Genomic DNA, 17,873 nt, shown 5'->3' on the forward strand with positions numbered 1-17,873 from the left:
TTTTTTGAGACACCTGATGAATAAGACAGATGAACTGCGCACCGCGCAGATCGGCAGCCTGGTAACGCCTGCGGAGCTGGCGTTACGTTATCCCGTTACGCCGGATGTGGTCAGCCACGTCACCGCGTCGCGCCGCAATATCGAGAAAATTCTTAATGGGGAAGATCGCCGCCTGCTGGTTGTGATGGGTCCATGTTCTATTCACGATCTGGACGCGGCTATGGAATACGCACGTCGTCTCCAGCCGATGCGCGAAAAGTACCAGGGGCGGCTGGAAATCGTCATGCGCACGTACTTTGAAAAACCCCGGACGGTAGTGGGCTGGAAAGGATTGATTTCCGATCCGGATCTTAATGGCAGCTATCGCGTTAATCATGGCATTGAGCTGGCACGTAAGCTGTTATTGCAGGTTAACGAGCTGGGCGTTCCCACCGCAACCGAATTTCTGGATATGGTGACCGGTCAGTTCATCGCCGATTTGATTAGCTGGGGGGCCATTGGCGCACGTACGACTGAGAGCCAGATCCATCGCGAAATGGCCTCGGCGCTCTCCTGTCCGGTCGGCTTTAAAAACGGAACGGACGGTAACACGCGTATTGCTGTAGATGCTATCCGTGCCGCTCGCGCCAGCCATATGTTTCTTTCGCCGGACAAAAACGGCCAGATGACCATTTATCAGACCAGCGGCAATCCTTACGGTCACATCATCATGCGCGGGGGTAAAAAACCGAATTACCATGCAGACGATATTGCCGCAGCCTGCGATACGCTGCATGAATTCGATTTACCGGAACAATTAGTGGTTGACTTCAGTCACGGCAACTGCCAGAAACAGCATCGTCGCCAGCTGGATGTCTGTGATGATATCTGCCAGCAGATCCGTAATGGATCAACGGCCATTGCCGGGATCATGGCAGAAAGTTTCCTGCGCGAAGGCACACAAAAGATTGTCGCTGGACAGCCACTGATTTACGGTCAGTCAATCACCGACCCCTGTCTGGGCTGGGAAGACAGTGAGCGGCTGCTTGAGAAACTGGCAAGCGCAGTAGACAGTCGTTTTTAAGTTTTCAGGTAACGCCATCCACAGGATGGCGTTTTTTCAGGATTGGGTATCCAGATAAATGGTAGTTGTTACCACTTCATATATTTATGATAATGATTATCACTACGTTATTGATACTCATTTTATAAAGCCGTTATGTCATCGACTAAATCTGCAGAAACCAGTACACCTCATGCACCATACCCTGCCCCGAACGATCGACGCATCAACAGTGAAGCCCTGTTAGGTGCCGAAGGTCGGGTGATTATTGAACATAATGGCCAGCAATATCTGTTACGCCAGACTCTGGCCGGTAAGCTGATCCTCACCAAGTAGAGTAACTAGCTTGAACAGCTCACCTCAAGCCCCTTACCCCATTCAGGCGGACGTCGGGAATAATCATCGTCCCGTTCACGAAACGGTTCACGCAGCACACGGTGTAATTGTTCCAGTTCGCTCATATCGCCCTGTTCCGCACGTTCAATAGCACGTTGTGCCAGCCAGTTACGTAAAATGACGCAGGGATTGACGTTTTGCATGGCGTACTGGCGAGTGTGATCATCAACCTGTTCCATCTGTAGTCGCGCACGATAATCTACAAACCAGTTATCGAAAGCCTCACGATCGATAAATTCATCACGCAGCGGTGAATCCGCGCTGTGTTGATTTGTCTGGCTAAGCATCCTGAAGGTCCGGGTGTAGTCGCTACTCTCGCGCGCCATTAGCGCAAAAAGTGCATTCAATAACTCGTTATCCGCTTTCTGTTGCGTAAACAGCCCCAGCTTTTGGCGCATTTTCAGCCCATATTCAGTCAGTAATACCTGCTGATAGTGATCAAGGGTGTTATTAAGTGTATCGGCATCTATAAATGATGAAAACGTCTGTGCCAGCCGCTGCAAATTCCATAATCCGACCGCGGGCTGGTTATCAAAGCTATAGCGTCCCTGGTAATCAGAATGATTACAGATGAACCCGGGCTGATAATCATCAAGAAAACCATAGGGACCATAATCCATGGTAAGCCCGAGAATCGACATGTTATCGGTGTTCATGACGCCGTGTGCAAAACCTGTTGCCTGCCAGCGGGCGATCATTCGCGCGGTACGCTCAACCACGTCGCGGAACCACAATGCATACTTAGCATCATCGTGTTGCAGATGCGGCCAGTGATAGCGAATGACATAATCTGCCAGCTGACGCACTTTCTCCGGCTCGCGACGATAATAAAAATGCTCAAAATGACCAAAGCGAACGTGGCTTTCAGCAATACGCATTAACATTGCGCCATGCTCAATAGTTTCACGCTGCACGGGAGTGTCGCTGGTGGTTATCGATAGCGCGCGCGTCCCCGGGATGCCAAGCCAGTGCATCGCTTCCGAAGCCAGACTTTCACGGATTGTCGAGCGCAGAACCGCTCTGCCATCGCCCATCCGGGAATAAGGCGTTTTTCCGGCGCCTTTCAGGTGCCAGTCGACTTTTCGGCCATCGCTAAGTTGTTGCTCACCCAGCAGGATGCCGCGACCGTCACCAAGTTGACCGGCCCAGACGCCAAACTGATGACCGCTGTAGACCTGAGCGAGGGGCGACATCCCCGGCAGCAGTACTTCTCCGCCCCAGACGCCAGCGCCATGCTGTGGGTGAAATAATTCATCGGCAATACCCAGTTCCTGTGCAAGCTCCGCGTTATGCCAAATTACCCGGGCATTTTGTAAAGGCACGGGATCGCGCGATGTGTAAAACCCAGGTAGTTCGTCGCGCCAGCTATTAATAAAAGACAGGTTCATAAATCCTCCTGTCTGTAAGTGTAGTGCCTTATACCCCACTGTAACACGGACCGTTAGCAGGGTTATCGCTGAACCAGCGAGGTAACACTGTCTTTATCGATCGCCGGCCAGAGAGCGCCCTGCATTGCACTGAAAGGAAAAGAAATTGCGCGCTGGTATATTATTTCGTTATCTATTCCGCCAATCATCACCGATGTGCAAAAAGGACTTATCTGCGCAAATAGTGCGCGTATAAAAGGCTCAAACATAATCCCGGATAATTGCCGATGAACGAAGTTTTTATCAAGTGCGACACGCTTAAATAGTCCGGCGAATACAGCATGAGTAGTTGTATCTCCTGCACCAAAATTGGCAAGGACTAATGGATATCTCTTTGCCAGTAAAACCAGTGGATGACTTTCTGTTAATGCATTTAATCCTGGATAATTCTCATTTAATGTTAACTCAAGGAAAGGGAATTTTTCTATTCGGGAAGCCAGTTGGGTGTTTACCAGCAGCATTTCAACAATAGCCGGGGTGACAGAAATCCAGGCGAGTAATTGCTGTTGAATGAAAAATATCTGACATGTTTCAAGCAGTGCCAGCTTCTCCAGAAAGAGAGATAACTCCTGCTCAGCGCTAAGATGAGGCAATACAAGCTCTACCGGTATCCGCACATCCGCTCTTACCGCCGAAAAGTTTGCAATGACTTCAAGTCCTGTCAGCTCTCCGGTGCTATTTCGGGCAGGGAGAAATAATAAATCGGAACGATAATCGTTATCCAGAGAAACTCTCATTGTGCTAACCCCTCATTAAGGGCAAGAACAGGCTTTTTGAAATGATCGGTGAAGTATTTCAACCAAATGATTTTTAAAAAACAGTATTGCATAATGCCCATTTTCATTGCGGATGTCCCTACCCTTGAGACTCAGTGTAATCTATATCAGATAAGTTATACAATTACAGGTCGTTGCAGAAACCTCTGATTTCAGCAAAGCGCTATGTATGATGTAATGTTTACACCATTACTTAGCAGGCTCTCTTTTTTTCGATACGGTCATTCAAAATGACCAGACACTTATAAATAGAAGATTAAAGAGGGGTAAGTTCGCAATGTTCCAGATAAAGAAAATTTTTGAAATCAGAAAGGTAATAATACGAGCAGATCTATTTGGTAAATTTGAGTTAAATCATTTTTTATTGTATTGAAAGGAAACCGCAGTCAGCGGTTTCCTGCACTATATGCGACGGGCCTGCCAAAAATTTTTACGCCAGTAGACATTATCCAGCGATGAGCGCATCACGCCACGACTGGTGGAAGCATGGATAAAGGTGTTGCCAGTGTCGTAAATACCCACATGCAAGCCACTTTCACCTGAGCCAGTTTTGAAAAAAACCAGATCTCCGGGAAGCAGATCGTCTTTATCGATCTTTGCGCCCACGTTAGCCAGCTGCCGTGTTTCGCGCGGAACTTTAAGGGCGAATTTGTCCCGGTACGTCATTAGCACAAACCCAGAGCAGTCAATACCGCGGCGGCTCATTCCTCCGTAGCGATAAGGCGTACCACGCCAGGCGTGAAGCTGCTCATTGAGATTAGCAACGACAACAATGGAGTCCGCAAGTCGCGGATTAGGCGGCGGCGCCCGGTGGGAGCTACACCCTGCTAAAAAAAGTGCCATGAGTAAAATAAACCAGCAACGCATGTCCGTGCGAACCCTCTACACTTTAAATGACGAAATAATTTACCCTGTTAATTATCTGACTGGCAAGGGACCATTCGTACTAGCTCTCAGAAAGCAGAACAGAATGCCCTTCAACGTCCAGACGACGAAAAGGGATACCATAAGCGGCTTGCAGCCCGGCAGGCGTCAGCGCATTATCAGCAGTGCCCGAAGCAATCAATTTCCCCGCACATAATAACCAGACCTGATGGGCATGGCGCAACGTGTGATTGAGATCGTGACTGCTCATTACAATAGCAATCCCGGACTGACACAGATCGTTAAGCACGCCGTCCAGCGCGGATTGCTGTGCCACATCGAGGCTGGCCATCGGTTCATCGAGTAATAATAGCTGCCCCCGGGGATTCACGCCGGGATGAATTTGTAAAATCACGGCGCTAAGCCTGACTCGCTGCCATTCCCCGCCTGAAAGCTGATTAACCTGACGGCTTAATTTGTCACCCAGTCTCAGTTTTTCTGCAATTTCATCAACGCGTTGCCCCTGATGTGTTGCAGGCAGATGTAGCTTCAGATAATGCCATACCGGCATAGCAAAAGGCGGCGTTTGTTGCTGAGGGAGAAAAGCGCGGTGCCGCGCCAGCGCGGTTGCAGACCACTGTTCCAGAGGCCGGTCGTTAAATAATACGCGGCCCGCCCCTGCGCTGAGACCGGCAATGCGCGTGAGTAACGTGCTTTTACCGGCTCCGTTAGGGCCAACCAGATGAATCATCTCACCGGCCCTGACGATAGCAGAGAGCGGTTCTAACCGCCCGGCTTGTGCAACATCGCACAGCCTCACGCATGTTGACATTATTTTGCTAATGCCAGTTTAATCGCTTCCATCAGAATCGGATCTTCTGGCTGCATGTCCGGTGAGAAACGCTGCACCACCTGGCCGTCACGTCCGATGAGGAATTTTTCAAAATTCCACAGGATATCGTCCGGATAGAGCGGCGCACGATCTTTACTCGCCAGACGTTCATAAAATCCGCTGCTTTCAGGCGCTACGGCGGTCGGTGCAGCCGCGATCAGTTTTTGATACAGAGGATGACGGTACTCACCGTTAACGTCGATTTTGCTGAACATCGGGAACGTCACGCCCCACGTCGTGCTACAGAACGTTTTAATCTCTTCATCGCTACCCGGCTCCTGGCCGAGAAACTGGTTGCACGGGAAACCCAGCACCTTAAAGCCGTCTTTTGCCCATGCCTTATGAATATTCTCCAGCCCTTCATATTGTGGCGTCAATCCGCATTTCGAAGCGACATTCACAATCAGTAAGACATCGCCCTGATACTGTTCAAGCGTGGTGTTTTCCCCGTCAATGGTCATCACAGTTGTGTTCAGAATGTCATGTTGCATAGCGTCCCCTTAGTTGATTTTACCGGGTCTTATCGCCCGGCCTTTAATAATAGCCAGATAAAAACAGGTGCGCCTAGCGTGGCTGTTACCACACCAATCGGTAATTCTGCCGACGGCAGCGCCAGTCTGGCAATGATATCAGCCAGCGTTAGCGCTATTGCGCCTGCCAGCGCGCTGGCAGGCAGTAATACACGATGATCGGTCAGGCCGCATAAGCGTAAAATATGCGGGATCACCAGGCCAATAAAGCCGATAGCGCCCGCAAGCGCCACGCTGACGCCGACCAGCCAGCCGGTTGCTACCACCAGCAAGTTGCGCCATAACGCCAGTGACAGACCTAATTGTCGGGCGGAGATTTCGCCCAGCGCCAGCAAATTGAGCACCGTTGACTGGCAGCAAACCCATACCATAACCGGTAATAATGCGATCATCAGCCAGCTCTGTTGCCAGTCAACGCCGCCAAATCCACCCATCATCCAGTACATCAGTTGTCGCAGGTCAAACGAGGTCGAGAAATAGATGGCCCAGGTCATCAGAGCGCTACAGATAATCCCCAGTGCCACGCCCGCGAGTAATAAACGACTGCTGGAGAGATGACGGCGGGCAAATCGCAATAATATGAGCGTGATGACAAGCGCTCCGGCGATAGCACAAAGTCCCAACGACCATTGTGCCAGGCTTCCCTGTCCGATCATGACCGCGGCGATCAGTCCTACACCAGCTCCGTTTGAGACGCCGAGTAACCCCGGCTCTGCCAGCGGATTTTCAAATAATGCCTGCATAACGGTGCCGGTAATCGCCAGGGCAGCCCCTACCAGCACCACCGCCAGCGTTCGGGGCAGCCGAATTTGCCAGACGAAAAGATGCCCCTGGGGGGTGGCCCACGACGCCGGGCTTATCCACTGCTCTCCTGAGCTGATCCCAAGCACGATGAGCAGCAACAACGTTAGCGTCAGGCCGATAAGCCAGCATCGGTTACGCCGCTGGAGCTGTTGTTCCTGGACGAGCATATAAACCTCTCCCTGACCTGACGCAGCCGTCAGCGCGTAAAGCTCTCTCCCGGTACAGGGAGTAAACGACTGAAATTATCTTATACATAACTCTACTTATCTGACCGTCCAGCATAAGAAAAAAGGCCGCAAAAGCGGCCTTTTTAATTAGTTCAGATTACTCTGCTTTGGGCGAAGCGTTTTCGACACGGCTTTTTAACTTCTGACCGGGTCTGAACGTCACTACGCGCCGGGCTGTAATGGGAATATCTTCACCCGTTTTTGGGTTACGTCCCGGGCGTTGATTTTTATCACGCAAATCAAAGTTACCAAAACCGGACAGTTTTACCTGCTCACCATTTTCCAGAGCGCGACGGATCTCTTCGAAAAATAGCTCAACCAGTTCCTTGGCATCCCGTTTGCTAAGCCCAAGCTTATCAAACAGATATTCTGACATTTCAGCTTTCGTAAGCGCCATAGGTTCAATCCCTCAATGCTGCCTGGAATCGCTCTTTCAGTGCCGCCACACATCTGGCAACGGTAGCGGCAATGTCCTCTTCTTCAAGTGTACGACTGGTATCCTGTAGGATGAGGCTAATAGCAAGGCTCTTATAGCCCTCCGCTACGCCCTTACCGCGGTACACATCAAACAAGTTTACGCCAACTACCTGATTTACGCCAACTTTCTTACATTCTGCCAAAACTTCGCCTGCTGCAACGTTTTCAGCCACGACAACAGCGATGTCACGACGGTTTGCCGGGAAGCGGGAAATCTCTTGCGCCTGAGGCACCACGCGGTCTGCGAGCTTGTTCCACTCCAGTTCAAACACAATAGTGCGACCGTTGAGATCAAGTTTACGTTCCAGTTCAGGATGGACAACACCAATAAAACCAATGTGTTCATCTTTCAGATAAATCGCTGCCGATTGACCTGGATGCAGTGCCGGGTTAGCGACTGCTTTAAACTGAATGTCAGCAGACTTACCGGTTAAATCAAGGACTGACTCCAGATCGCCTTTCAAATCATAGAAATCTACGCCTTCTTTCGCCAGGTTCCAGTGCTCATCATGACGGTTACCGCAGATGACGCCACCCAGCATGACATCCTGACGAATGCCCAGTGGGGCCTGAGTATCGGGGACAAAGCGCAACCCGCTTTCAAAAATACGTACCCGTGATTGTTGGCGGTTCTGATTATATACCACCGTTGACAGCAGGCCCGTCAGCAAAGACAGACGCATCGCCGACATTTCGCTGGAGATGGGGCTTGGCAGTATGAGTGCTTCTTCACCCGGATGTACCCATTGCTGGACTTTAGGATCAACGAAGCTGTAGGTAATAACTTCCTGGTAGCCTTTATCGTTGAGCATCGTTTTCACGCGCTTAAGCGACAGATTGGCTTCTTTATGGCTACCCATCACCAGACCCGCCTGGACAGGTTCATTCGGGATACTGTTGTAGCCATAAATACGCGCTACTTCTTCAACCAAATCTTCTTCGATAGCCATATCGAAGCGCCAGGTCGGTGCCACTGCCTGCCACTCATCATTGCCAGCCGTAACGTCACAGCCCAGACGGGTCAAAATATCCACTACCTGTTCGTCGGCGATATGATGACCAATCAGACGATCAAGCTTACTGCGACGCAGAGTGATAGTGGCACGCTTCGGCAGGGCAGCCTCGCAGGTTACGTCAATGACCGGACCCGCTTCACCACCGCAGATATCAAGAAGCAGGCGTGTTGCGCGTTCCATGGCTTTATATTGTAAAACCGGATCGACACCGCGTTCATAACGGTGAGACGCATCAGTATGCAGGCCATGACGACGCGCGCGTCCGGTTATAGACAGCGGGCTGAAGAAGGCCGATTCCAGCAGAACATTTCTGGTCTCGTCATTTACGCCCGAGAATTCGCCGCCGAAGATACCTGCCATGGCCAGCGCTTTATTATGGTCAGCAATAACCAGCGTATCCGCGCTTAACTTCGCTTCAGAGCCGTCGAGCAGTACCAGCGTCTCGCCATCTTTTGCCATACGGACGTTAATCCCGCCTTCAATACGATCTTTATCGAAAGCGTGCATCGGCTGCCCCAGCTCCAGCAGCACATAGTTGGTCACGTCAACCACAGCATCAATAGAGCGTATTCCGCAACGGCGCAGCTTCTCTCTCATCCACAGCGGCGTTGGCGCATTAACATTAATGCCGTTGATCACGCGGCCCAGATAGCGAGGACACGCGTCTGTTGCATCAACCTGAATAGGCAGCACATCATCAATCGTTGCGTTCACTGCCTCAACGTGCGGCACGTTAAGCGGCAGTTTATTCAGCACAGCCACATCGCGCGCTACGCCAATAATGCCCAGGCAATCGGCACGGTTGGGGGTTACGCTAATTTCAATCGTGTTATCGTCAAGCTTCAGATACTCACGAATATCCGTACCCAGCGGCGCATCAGCCGGCAGTTCGATAATGCCGCTGTGATCGTCGGAAACACCCAGCTCCGAAAAGGAGCACAGCATTCCTTCCGACGGCTCACCGCGCAGCTTAGCCGCTTTAATTTTAAAGTCGCCAGGCAGTACTGCACCAATGGTTGCTACCGCAACTTTCAGCCCCAGGCGACAGTTAGGCGCACCGCAGACGATGTCCAGCAGACGCTCACCACCGACGTTCACTTTCGTTACGCGCAGTTTATCCGCGTTCGGGTGTTGAGCGCATTCCACCACTTCGCCTACCACAACGCCACTAAAGCTGCCGGCCACCGCATCGACGCCGTCAACTTCCAGACCTGCCATCGTGATTTGACCGGACAACGCTTCGCTGTCGACCGCCGGGTTAACCCATTCGCGTAACCACAGTTCACTGAATTTCATTATTTTATCCTGCCCTTATTTAAACTGTTTGAGGAAACGCAAATCGTTTTCGAAAAATGCACGTAAATCGGTGACACCGTAACGCAGCATAGTCAGACGTTCCATTCCCATGCCGAATGCAAAGCCAGAATAAACTTCCGGATCGATGCCAACATTGCGCAGTACATTCGGATGCACCATGCCGCAGCCCAACACTTCCAGCCATTTACCGTTTTTACCCATTACATCCACTTCTGCGGACGGCTCGGTAAACGGGAAATAAGAGGGACGGAAGCGGATCTGCAAATCTTCCTCAAAGAAGTTACGCAGGAAATCGTGCAGTGTGCCTTTCAGATTGGTAAAGCTGATGTGTGTATCGACAATCAACCCTTCCATCTGATGAAACATCGGGGTATGTGTCTGATCGTAGTCGTTACGATAAACGCGACCCGGAGCGATAATACGGATTGGCGGCTGCTGATTTTTCATAGTGCGGATCTGCACACCGGAAGTCTGGGTACGCAGCAGGCGAGTCGCATCAAACCAGAAAGTGTCATGATCGGCACGCGCCGGATGGTGGCCTGGAATATTCAGCGCATCAAAGTTGTGGTAATCGTCTTCGATCTCCGGGCCGGTCGCAACGGTAAAGCCCAGTTCACCAAAGAAACTCTCGATACGATCGATAGTACGCGTTACCGGATGCAGGCCGCCATTTTCAATGCGACGGCCCGGCAGTGAAACATCAATGGTTTCCTGGGCCAGGCGTGCATTGAGCGCCGCGCTTTCCAGATCGGATTTACGGGCATTCAACGCCTGCTGAACCTGCTCCTTGGCTTCATTGATCACTGCACCTGCCGCAGGACGTTCTTCTGCGGGCAGCTCACGCAGGGTCGTCATTTGCAGGGTCAATTGCCCTTTTTTGCCCAAATATTCAACGCGTACATTATCTAACGCGGCAACATCTGACGCCTGGTTAATGGCTGCCTTCGCACTGGCAACCAGCTCTGCGAGATGTGACATGATTTTCCTCATTATGTGACGATATATCCAAACACCAGATACAAAAAAAGCCTCCACTGGGAGGCTTTCTGGCGCTGTTTTTCGTTTCTTTTCTCACGCGCTAGCCTCCCTGATTCAGGTGCTAAAGTAAAAAAAGAAGCGGAAAATAGCAGCATTCATGCTTGCGTTACCTTGTGTTAGCGGGAAATTAAGGCCTTGTTGAAAGAGCTTAACGGAAAAATATTAATAAAAACAAAGAAGAGGGAGCCAGGCTCCCTCTTCTCAACTGGCTTAGGCCAGAGCTGATTTCGCTTTTTCGACCAGCGCGGTGAACGCAACTTTGTCGAATACTGCGATGTCAGCCAGGATCTTACGGTCGATTTCAACAGAGGCTTTTTTCAGGCCGTTGATGAATTTGCTGTAAGAGATACCGTTCTGACGTGCTGCTGCGTTGATACGCGCAATCCACAGTTGACGGAACTGACGCTTACGTTGACGACGGTCACGGTAAGCATACTGACCAGCTTTGATAACAGCCTGGAAGGCAACGCGGTATACGCGTGAACGCGCACCGTAGTAGCCTTTGGCTTGTTTCAAAATTTTCTTGTGACGTGCACGGGCAACTACACCACGTTTTACGCGAGCCATATGTGCTCTCCTGTATCTATTCTAATTAAAAAGTTAAAAGGGTTAACGACTTATGCGTACGGCAGGCACGCGATTACCAGGCCCAGATCGCCTTTAGAAACCATGGCTTTCGGACGCAGGTGACGTTTACGCTTAGTAGCTTTTTTGGTCAGAATGTGACGCAGGTTAGCGTGCTTGTGCTTAAAACCACCTTTACCGGTTTTTTTGAAGCGCTTAGCAGCACCGCGTACGGTCTTAATTTTTGGCATTTTAATAACTTCCACTTCGCATTGTTAATAAACGAAACGTAGGCGAGTAATGACTGTGAAACCACAGTCATTACTGCTTGAAGGCCTTACTGTTTCTTCTTAGGAGCGAGCACCATGATCATCTGGCGGCCTTCGATCTTCGTTGGGAAGGATTCGACAACTGCCAGTTCACTCAGATCGTCACGGACGCGCGTCAGCACTTCCATACCAATCTGCTGGTGGGCCATCTCACGACCGCGAAAACGCAGTGTGATCTTAGCCTTATCACCCTCTTCCAGAAAGCGAACCAGGCTGCGGAGTTTTACCTGGTAATCGCCATCATCGGTACCAGGACGGAATTTAATTTCCTTAACCTGGATAACTTTCTGTTTCTTCTTCTGTTCCTTAGAAGACTTACTCTTTTCATAAAGGAACTTGCCGTAGTCCATAATACGACAAACTGGCGGTTCGGCGTTAGGGCTGATTTCAACTAAATCTACTCCAGCTTCTTCAGCCTTTTCGATTGCTTCTCTCAGACTCACAATACCCAGGGGTTCGCCTTCAAGATCTGTTAAGCGAACTTCCAGGGCGCGAATCTCGCCATTGATACGATTCGGACGTGCCGTTTGAACTCGTTTTCCGCCTTTAATACCTTATTCCTCCAGTTGTTGTAGACTGCGGCTGCGAATCTCTTGTTGCAGCTTCTCGATAACTTCATTTACGTCCAGGCTGCCCAAGTCTTTGCCACGACGGGTGCGCACGGCAACTTTGCCGGCTTCAACCTCTTTGTCGCCACAGACCAACATGTAAGGGACACGACGTAAAGTGTGCTCGCGGATTTTAAAGCCAATCTTCTCATTTCTCAAGTCCGCTTTTACACGAATGCCCGCATTTTGCAATTTTTGCGTCAATTCGCTGACATAATCGGCTTGAGAATCAGTAATGTTCATCACAACTACCTGCACCGGTGCAAGCCAGGTTGGGAAGAAGCCCGCAAATTCTTCGGTCAGGATACCAATAAAGCGCTCCAGAGAACCAAGAATTGCGCGGTGGATCATTACCGGAATCTGACGTTCATTACTTTCACCAACATAAGATGCGCTTAAACGCGAAGGTAATGAGAAGTCCAGCTGTACTGTACCGCACTGCCATGCACGATCGAGGCAGTCATATAGGGTAAATTCAATTTTCGGACCGTAGAACGCACCCTCACCCACCTGATACTCGAATGGGATGTTGTTCTCTTCCAGCGCAACGGCCAGGTCCGCCTCAGCACGATCCCAGGTCTCGTCGCTGCCAATACGCTTTTCAGGACGAGTGGAAAGTTTGACGACGATCTTCTCGAAGCCAAAGGTGCTATACATATCATAGACTAAACGAATACATGCGTTAACTTCATCACGTACTTGTTCTTCCGTACAGAAGATATGAGCATCATCCTGAGTAAAGCCGCGAACGCGCATCAGGCCATGTAACGCACCTGACGGCTCGTTACGATGGCAACTACCGAACTCGGCCATACGCAGCGGCAAATCACGGTAAGATTTCAGGCCCTGATTAAAGATCTGGACGTGACCAGGACAGTTCATCGGCTTAATGCAGTATTCACGGTTCTCAGAAGAAGTGGTGAACATTGCATCTTTATAGTTTTCCCAGTGGCCGGTTTTTTCCCACAGCACACGGTCCATCATAAAGGGACCTTTAACTTCCTGATACTGATACTCTTTCAGCTTGGAACGTACAAACGTTTCCAGTTCGCGGAAGATGGTCCAACCGTCATTATGCCAGAAAACCATGCCCGGCGCCTCTTCCTGCATATGATACAGGTCGAGCTGTTTACCGATTTTACGGTGGTCACGTTTAGCCGCTTCTTCCAGGCGTTGCAAATAGGCACTTAGCGCCTTTTTATCCGCCCAGGCCGTACCATAAATACGCTGCAGCATTTTATTGTCGCTATCGCCCCGCCAGTACGCACCTGCGGTTTTCATCAGCTTGAAGTGATGGCAAAAACGCATGTTCGGCACGTGCGGTCCACGACACATATCAACGTATTCTTCATGATGATAAAGGCCTGGCTTATCATCATGGGAAATATTTTCATCAAGAATAGAAACTTTATACGTTTCACCGCGCTGAACAAAGGCGTCACGCGCCTCTTCCCAGCTCACTTTTTTCTTGATGACGTCATAGTTTTTTTCAGCGAGCTCGTGCATCCGCTTTTCGAGCGCGTCGATATCTTCCTGGGTCAGCGTATGATCGAGATCAACGTCATAATAAAAACCGTTGTCGATGACCGGGCCAATCGCCATTTTAGTGTCAGGCCAGAGCTGCTTAATAGCATGACCCAGCAAATGCGCGCAGGAGTGGCGAATAATTTCCACACCCTCGTCATTTTTCGCGGTGATAATCGCTAACTGAGCATCGTTTTCAATGAGATCGGTTGCGTCAACCAGCTCACCATTAACGCGACCCGCGATGCAGGCTTTCGCCAGACCAGGTCCGATATCAAGAGCAACATCAAGCGGGCTTACGGGACGATCGAACTGGCGTTGGCTGCCATCAGGAAGGGTAATTACAGGCATTTTATGTCCTTATTTGCAGTGGTGACCCACACGAAAGATCACATACAAAGAGAATAATCGTTTATAAACAGTAAATTGCGACGCCATCTAACCAACAATTGCTAAATTGGGACGCAATTTGAAAACCCGGCATATCGTTAATTTCACGCCGTCTCTGAATAGTAACATTAAAAAAAGCGTGTTTGCACCATTCAGCTTCATATTGGTTCAATTGACTTTTTTGTCTTTGCTAAAGGTATAGTTAACTCAGTAGGCAGGATTAATGCAATTACAGAAATACAGGCGGGAAAGTCGGGCCGCCTTTAATCGGCCCGCTCAAATTACATTTTATAACCCAGTGATAGCGTTGTACGGCGATCGGTATGCTCCGGCGCACTGTCCGGCGGATTAGAGTTCCAGGTAAGGTTATAGGCAACCTTCAGACCGAAATGCTCGTTAATCGCGACATTAAGCGCGCTCTCAGAATTTACGGTGGTATCTTCAGCACCAAATACGGATACGCCCTGCGTAAATTTTGCGTTGTCCGTCATCTGCCAGGCATAGGTTCCGGATGCATAACCCAGCGGCTGGGTTTCATTGCCACCGTCAGTGTATTGATCGTAGCGAACACCGGGACCAAATTCAAAACGCAGACTGTGTACCGGCCCGTTTAAGAACTGACGACCATAACCTGCGGTCACAATGTCGCGTTCTTTATAACCATTATACCGATCAGTTAACCAGCTTCCCTGACCAAACAGATAGTTTTCATCTGACAGGTTATAACGAGAACGTCCACCAATCGCATATTTCTCAGAAGAACGCTCATCGTTAGAAGAGGTGTTGCTGGCATTGCCCCATAAAGACCAGGCAGTAGCATTGCCGTACCAGGTCAGGGTTGAATCAGCCGTCAATGAGGAACTTTTAGTATTCCCCGACTGCGCGAGATAACCCGCATTAACATTACCTTCAAAAGGTTTTTTCGCACTAGAAGGATCGTCCATGACAGTAAAAACGCTATCGTCGGCCATTGCATACATTGATGCAAAAACGCCTCCCGCCAGTAATATAGCAGCAGGAACTGTCTTTAAGAGCTTCATTTATAATAAGTCCGCACAACAAAAAAAGAGACCATCACGGTCCCGGAAACTTTCGAGGGGATCAATGTTAACAATCCAGAGAAAGGTAACAAATTATAAAAAGGCTCTATTAACATAGCAATGAAATATTACAGGATTTTTTGAATAAGAACGATCCCAAAACCGTATCCCTTCCCGAGCTGTTATTGCCTGATTAAAAGCGTATTTATTTGTAAAATCATGCTGTTGCCCTGTCACTACACTGACTTTAATGCCAGGCTTACTGTTATCTGTATTAGGTCATGCTCTTAAAGAGATAAAAAGAGGCTTTATTATGGTTAAAATATATACCCTCACATTCGCTCCCTCTCTGGACAGTGCCACACTGACACCACAACTTTATCCCGAAGGAAAATTGCGCTGTAGCGCGCCGGTATTCGAGCCCGGCGGCGGTGGTATTAATGTCGCCCGGGCGATTACCTTTCTCGGGGGTAGAGCTTCGGCTATTTTTCCGGCGGGTGGTGCAACGGGCGAACATTTAGTGAGTTTACTGGCTGATGAGCAGGTACCGGTATACACCGTCAACGCCCAGGACTGGACACGGCAAAATCTCCATGTTCATGTGGAGTCCAGCGGCGAGCAATATCGGTTCGTGATGCCAGGCGCAACGCTTACCGATGATGAATTCCATCAGCTTGAGAAATGCGTACTTGAGATCGAAGCGGACTCACTGCTGGTCATCAGCGGCAGCCTTCCGCCAGGTATTAAGGCTGATCGGCTGGCACAACTGGTGAAATCGGCGCAGCAGCATAGTATTCGCTGTATTGTTGACAGTTCCGGGGAGGCGCTTGCTGCCGCGCTGGCGTTCGGTAATATTGAACTGGTAAAGCCCAACCTGAAAGAGTTAAGTGCCTTAGTACAGCGTGAACTTACACAACCTGATGATGTGCGCGAGGCGGCGCAGGAACTTGTTCGCAGCGGAAAAGCGCGGCGAGTCGTGGTGTCACTGGGACCACAAGGCGCACTGGGCGTAGATAATAAGGATTGCGTGCAGATTGTGCCCCCTCCAGTTAAAAGCCAGAGCACTGTCGGAGCAGGTGACAGTATGGTTGGCGCAATGACCCTGAAAATGGCTGAAAATGCCACGCTTGCGGAGATGGTTAGCTACGGCGTTGCTGCCGGCAGTGCTGCGACGATCAATCAGGGTACGCGTCTCTGTTCGGCAGAAAATACACAGAAGATTTATGATTATTTGCGTCGGGTTTAATACCTGTGCCCGCGTCAGGCGACACAAGTCGCCAAACCATTATCATCAGCTATGCTAAAAAAATCCGTTAATTCATGAGGTGAGTCATGAGCGAAGGCGATATAAAACGATATGTAGTGACGGTGAAGTTTCATGAAGAAACCCTCACCCAAATTAATGAGCTTAATAACCAGCTCACGCGCGCGGGCTTTCTCCTTACGCTTAGCGATAATGACGGTAAGGTTCATGAGCTGGGAACTAACTCGTTTGGCCTTGTCAGTCCCCACAATGAACAAGAGGTAAAAGCGCTGGCAACAGGGCTTGCTGAAAGTGCCTTAGGTATTACTCCTGATGTTCATGTGACCGTATTTGAATCCTGGTTAAACGATAAGCAATAAGTGCCATTACGGCAGGCAGTTTTTTCAACTGTGCGTGAGTTCGGTTTTTTCAAAGCATTTGTGCGCTAACGTTATGATATGGCAATAAACATGGGAGAAAGAACATGTGGCAGGCTATCAGTCGACTGTTAAGTGAGCAACTTGGCGAAGGTGAGATCGAACAGCGTCGTGAACTGCCTGGCGGAGAAATCCACGCCGCATGGCACATTCGCTATGCTGGCCGGGATTTTTTTGTGAAATACGATGAGCGCGAGTTGCTCCCCTGCTTTACGGCAGAAGCCGATCAGCTGGAACTCCTGTCACGCAGTAAAACGGTTGCCGTTCCCCGTGTGTGGGCGGTAGGCAGCGAGCAAGATAATGCTTTTCTGGTCATGGACTATTTACCCGTTCGGCCGCTGGATGCGCACAGTGCATTTCAGCTGGGTCAGCAAATCGCACGTCTTCATCAGTGGAGCGATCAGCCACAGTTTGGCCTGGATTTTGACAATGCGCTCTCCACCACGCCACAGCCAAATGCCTGGCAGCGTCGCTGGTCCACTTTTTTTGCCGAGCAGCGTATTGGCTGGCAACTGGAGCTGGCCGCTGAAAAAGGTCTTTCGTTTGGTGATATTGATACCATTGTCACCCTGATCCAACAGCGTCTGGGCAATCATCAGCCACAGCCTTCCCTGCTGCATGGCGATCTGTGGTCAGACAATTGCGCGCTGGGGCCGGAGGGGCCATTTATCTACGATCCCGCCTGCTATTGGGGAGACAGAGAGTGCGATTTAGCGATGCTTCCACTGCATCCCGATCAACCGCCGCAGATTTACGATGGCTATCAATCCGTTTCCCCGCTTCCGTCAGGTTTTCTTGAAAGACAGCCTGTGTATCAACTGTACACGCTGCTTAACCGGGCAATTCTGTTTGGCGGCCAGCACCTGATGACCGCACAAAATGCGCTGGATCGCGTTCTGGCACCATAATCAGGCCCCGTCTGGCGGCCTGAA

General features: G+C 50.1%; 20 protein-coding genes and 1 other annotated feature. Of the genes, 5 read left to right on the forward strand and 15 right to left on the reverse strand.

From position 1 onward, the window contains the following. Positions 1-16: 16 nt before the first annotated feature. Together aroH and hemP are read left to right on the forward strand one after the other, a co-directional pair. Complete coding sequence (gene aroH / locus AC791_RS12670) at positions 17-1,063, forward strand: 3-deoxy-7-phosphoheptulonate synthase AroH (protein WP_049840786.1); 1,047 nt, start codon at positions 17-19, stop codon at positions 1,061-1,063. Positions 1,064-1,198: 135 nt separating this feature from the next. Then, a complete protein-coding gene (gene hemP / locus AC791_RS19860; RefSeq protein ID WP_072094348.1) occupies positions 1,199-1,378 on the forward strand; it encodes a hemin uptake protein HemP in 180 nt (59 codons plus the stop codon). Positions 1,379-1,383: 5 nt separating this feature from the next. On the opposite strand, the gene selO is transcribed toward hemP, so the two are convergent. The 15 genes from selO to AC791_RS12740 all read right to left on the reverse strand — a co-directional run bounded on the left by selO (position 1,384) and on the right by AC791_RS12740 (position 15,261). Continuing rightward, complete coding sequence (selO, locus tag AC791_RS12675) at positions 1,384-2,826, reverse strand: protein adenylyltransferase SelO (protein ID WP_049840787.1); 1,443 nt, start codon at positions 2,824-2,826, stop codon at positions 1,384-1,386. 62 nt (positions 2,827-2,888) lie between these two features. Next, positions 2,889-3,602 carry an EAL domain-containing protein gene (locus tag AC791_RS12680; protein WP_049840788.1) on the reverse strand — a complete coding sequence of 238 codons (714 nt, stop codon included), beginning with the start codon at positions 3,600-3,602 and terminating at the stop codon, positions 2,889-2,891. Between the two features lie 441 nt (positions 3,603-4,043). Continuing rightward, positions 4,044-4,508, reverse strand: a complete 465-nt coding sequence (locus tag AC791_RS12685) for a C40 family peptidase (protein WP_049840789.1) — start codon at positions 4,506-4,508, stop codon at positions 4,044-4,046. A gap of 79 nt (positions 4,509-4,587) precedes the next feature. Beyond that, on the reverse strand, positions 4,588-5,337 hold the full coding sequence (gene btuD / locus AC791_RS12690; protein ID WP_049840790.1) for a vitamin B12 ABC transporter ATP-binding protein BtuD: 750 nt from the start codon (positions 5,335-5,337) through the stop codon (positions 4,588-4,590). Next, positions 5,337-5,888: a glutathione peroxidase gene (locus AC791_RS12695; protein ID WP_049840791.1), complete on the reverse strand. Its 552-nt coding sequence runs from the start codon at positions 5,886-5,888 to the stop codon at positions 5,337-5,339. Before AC791_RS12695 ends, btuD begins: the two co-directional genes overlap by 1 nt. Positions 5,889-5,917: 29 nt before the next feature. Further along, positions 5,918-6,898, reverse strand: coding sequence for a vitamin B12 ABC transporter permease BtuC (gene btuC, locus AC791_RS12700; RefSeq protein ID WP_049840792.1), 981 nt, complete (start codon positions 6,896-6,898; stop codon positions 5,918-5,920). A 157-nt stretch (positions 6,899-7,055) separates the two neighbouring features. Next, positions 7,056-7,355: an integration host factor subunit alpha gene (ihfA, locus tag AC791_RS12705; RefSeq protein ID WP_006820203.1), complete on the reverse strand. Its 300-nt coding sequence runs from the start codon at positions 7,353-7,355 to the stop codon at positions 7,056-7,058. Between the two features lie 4 nt (positions 7,356-7,359). Beyond that, positions 7,360-9,747, reverse strand: coding sequence for a phenylalanine--tRNA ligase subunit beta (gene pheT / locus AC791_RS12710; RefSeq protein ID WP_049840793.1), 2,388 nt, complete (start codon positions 9,745-9,747; stop codon positions 7,360-7,362). A 15-nt stretch (positions 9,748-9,762) separates the two neighbouring features. After that, positions 9,763-10,746, reverse strand: a complete 984-nt coding sequence (pheS, locus tag AC791_RS12715) for a phenylalanine--tRNA ligase subunit alpha (RefSeq protein WP_049840794.1) — start codon at positions 10,744-10,746, stop codon at positions 9,763-9,765. A 40-nt stretch (positions 10,747-10,786) separates the two neighbouring features. Then, positions 10,787-10,910, reverse strand: a sequence feature (Phe leader region). Beyond that, positions 10,861-10,905 carry a pheST operon leader peptide PheM gene (gene pheM / locus AC791_RS20550; protein WP_001386830.1) on the reverse strand — a complete coding sequence of 15 codons (45 nt, stop codon included), beginning with the start codon at positions 10,903-10,905 and terminating at the stop codon, positions 10,861-10,863. Its footprint overlaps the feature before it by 45 nt. 106 nt (positions 10,911-11,016) lie before the next feature. After that, a complete protein-coding gene (gene rplT / locus AC791_RS12720; RefSeq protein ID WP_002440151.1) occupies positions 11,017-11,373 on the reverse strand; it encodes a 50S ribosomal protein L20 in 357 nt (118 codons plus the stop codon). Positions 11,374-11,423: 50 nt separating this feature from the next. Beyond that, complete coding sequence (gene rpmI / locus AC791_RS12725; protein WP_001124225.1) at positions 11,424-11,621, reverse strand: 50S ribosomal protein L35; 198 nt, start codon at positions 11,619-11,621, stop codon at positions 11,424-11,426. A gap of 86 nt (positions 11,622-11,707) precedes the next feature. Further along, positions 11,708-12,250, reverse strand: a complete 543-nt coding sequence (gene infC, locus AC791_RS12730) for a translation initiation factor IF-3 (RefSeq protein ID WP_072094350.1) — start codon at positions 12,248-12,250, stop codon at positions 11,708-11,710. A gap of 3 nt (positions 12,251-12,253) precedes the next feature. After that, positions 12,254-14,182 (reverse strand): threonine--tRNA ligase, encoded by a 1,929-nt coding sequence (thrS, locus tag AC791_RS12735; protein WP_049840795.1) that lies wholly within the window; start codon positions 14,180-14,182, stop codon positions 12,254-12,256. 320 nt (positions 14,183-14,502) lie between these two features. Next, on the reverse strand, positions 14,503-15,261 hold the full coding sequence (locus AC791_RS12740; protein ID WP_049840796.1) for a DUF481 domain-containing protein: 759 nt from the start codon (positions 15,259-15,261) through the stop codon (positions 14,503-14,505). Between the two features lie 313 nt (positions 15,262-15,574). Here AC791_RS12740 and pfkB point away from each other — a divergent pair, with 313 nt between their 5' ends. The 3 genes from pfkB (at position 15,575) to AC791_RS12755 (ending at position 17,849) form a co-directional block, all read left to right on the forward strand. After that, positions 15,575-16,507 carry a 6-phosphofructokinase II gene (pfkB, locus tag AC791_RS12745; protein ID WP_049840797.1) on the forward strand — a complete coding sequence of 311 codons (933 nt, stop codon included), beginning with the start codon at positions 15,575-15,577 and terminating at the stop codon, positions 16,505-16,507. An 86-nt stretch (positions 16,508-16,593) separates the two neighbouring features. Next, positions 16,594-16,884 (forward strand): type V toxin-antitoxin system endoribonuclease antitoxin GhoS, encoded by a 291-nt coding sequence (ghoS, locus tag AC791_RS12750; protein ID WP_049840798.1) that lies wholly within the window; start codon positions 16,594-16,596, stop codon positions 16,882-16,884. Positions 16,885-16,988: 104 nt separating this feature from the next. Next, positions 16,989-17,849, forward strand: a complete 861-nt coding sequence (locus AC791_RS12755; protein ID WP_049840799.1) for a fructosamine kinase family protein — start codon at positions 16,989-16,991, stop codon at positions 17,847-17,849. The last annotated feature ends 24 nt before the right edge of the window (positions 17,850-17,873 follow it).

Source organism: Klebsiella sp. RIT-PI-d (genome assembly GCF_001187865.1).
GTDB lineage: Bacteria > Pseudomonadota > Gammaproteobacteria > Enterobacterales > Enterobacteriaceae > Superficieibacter.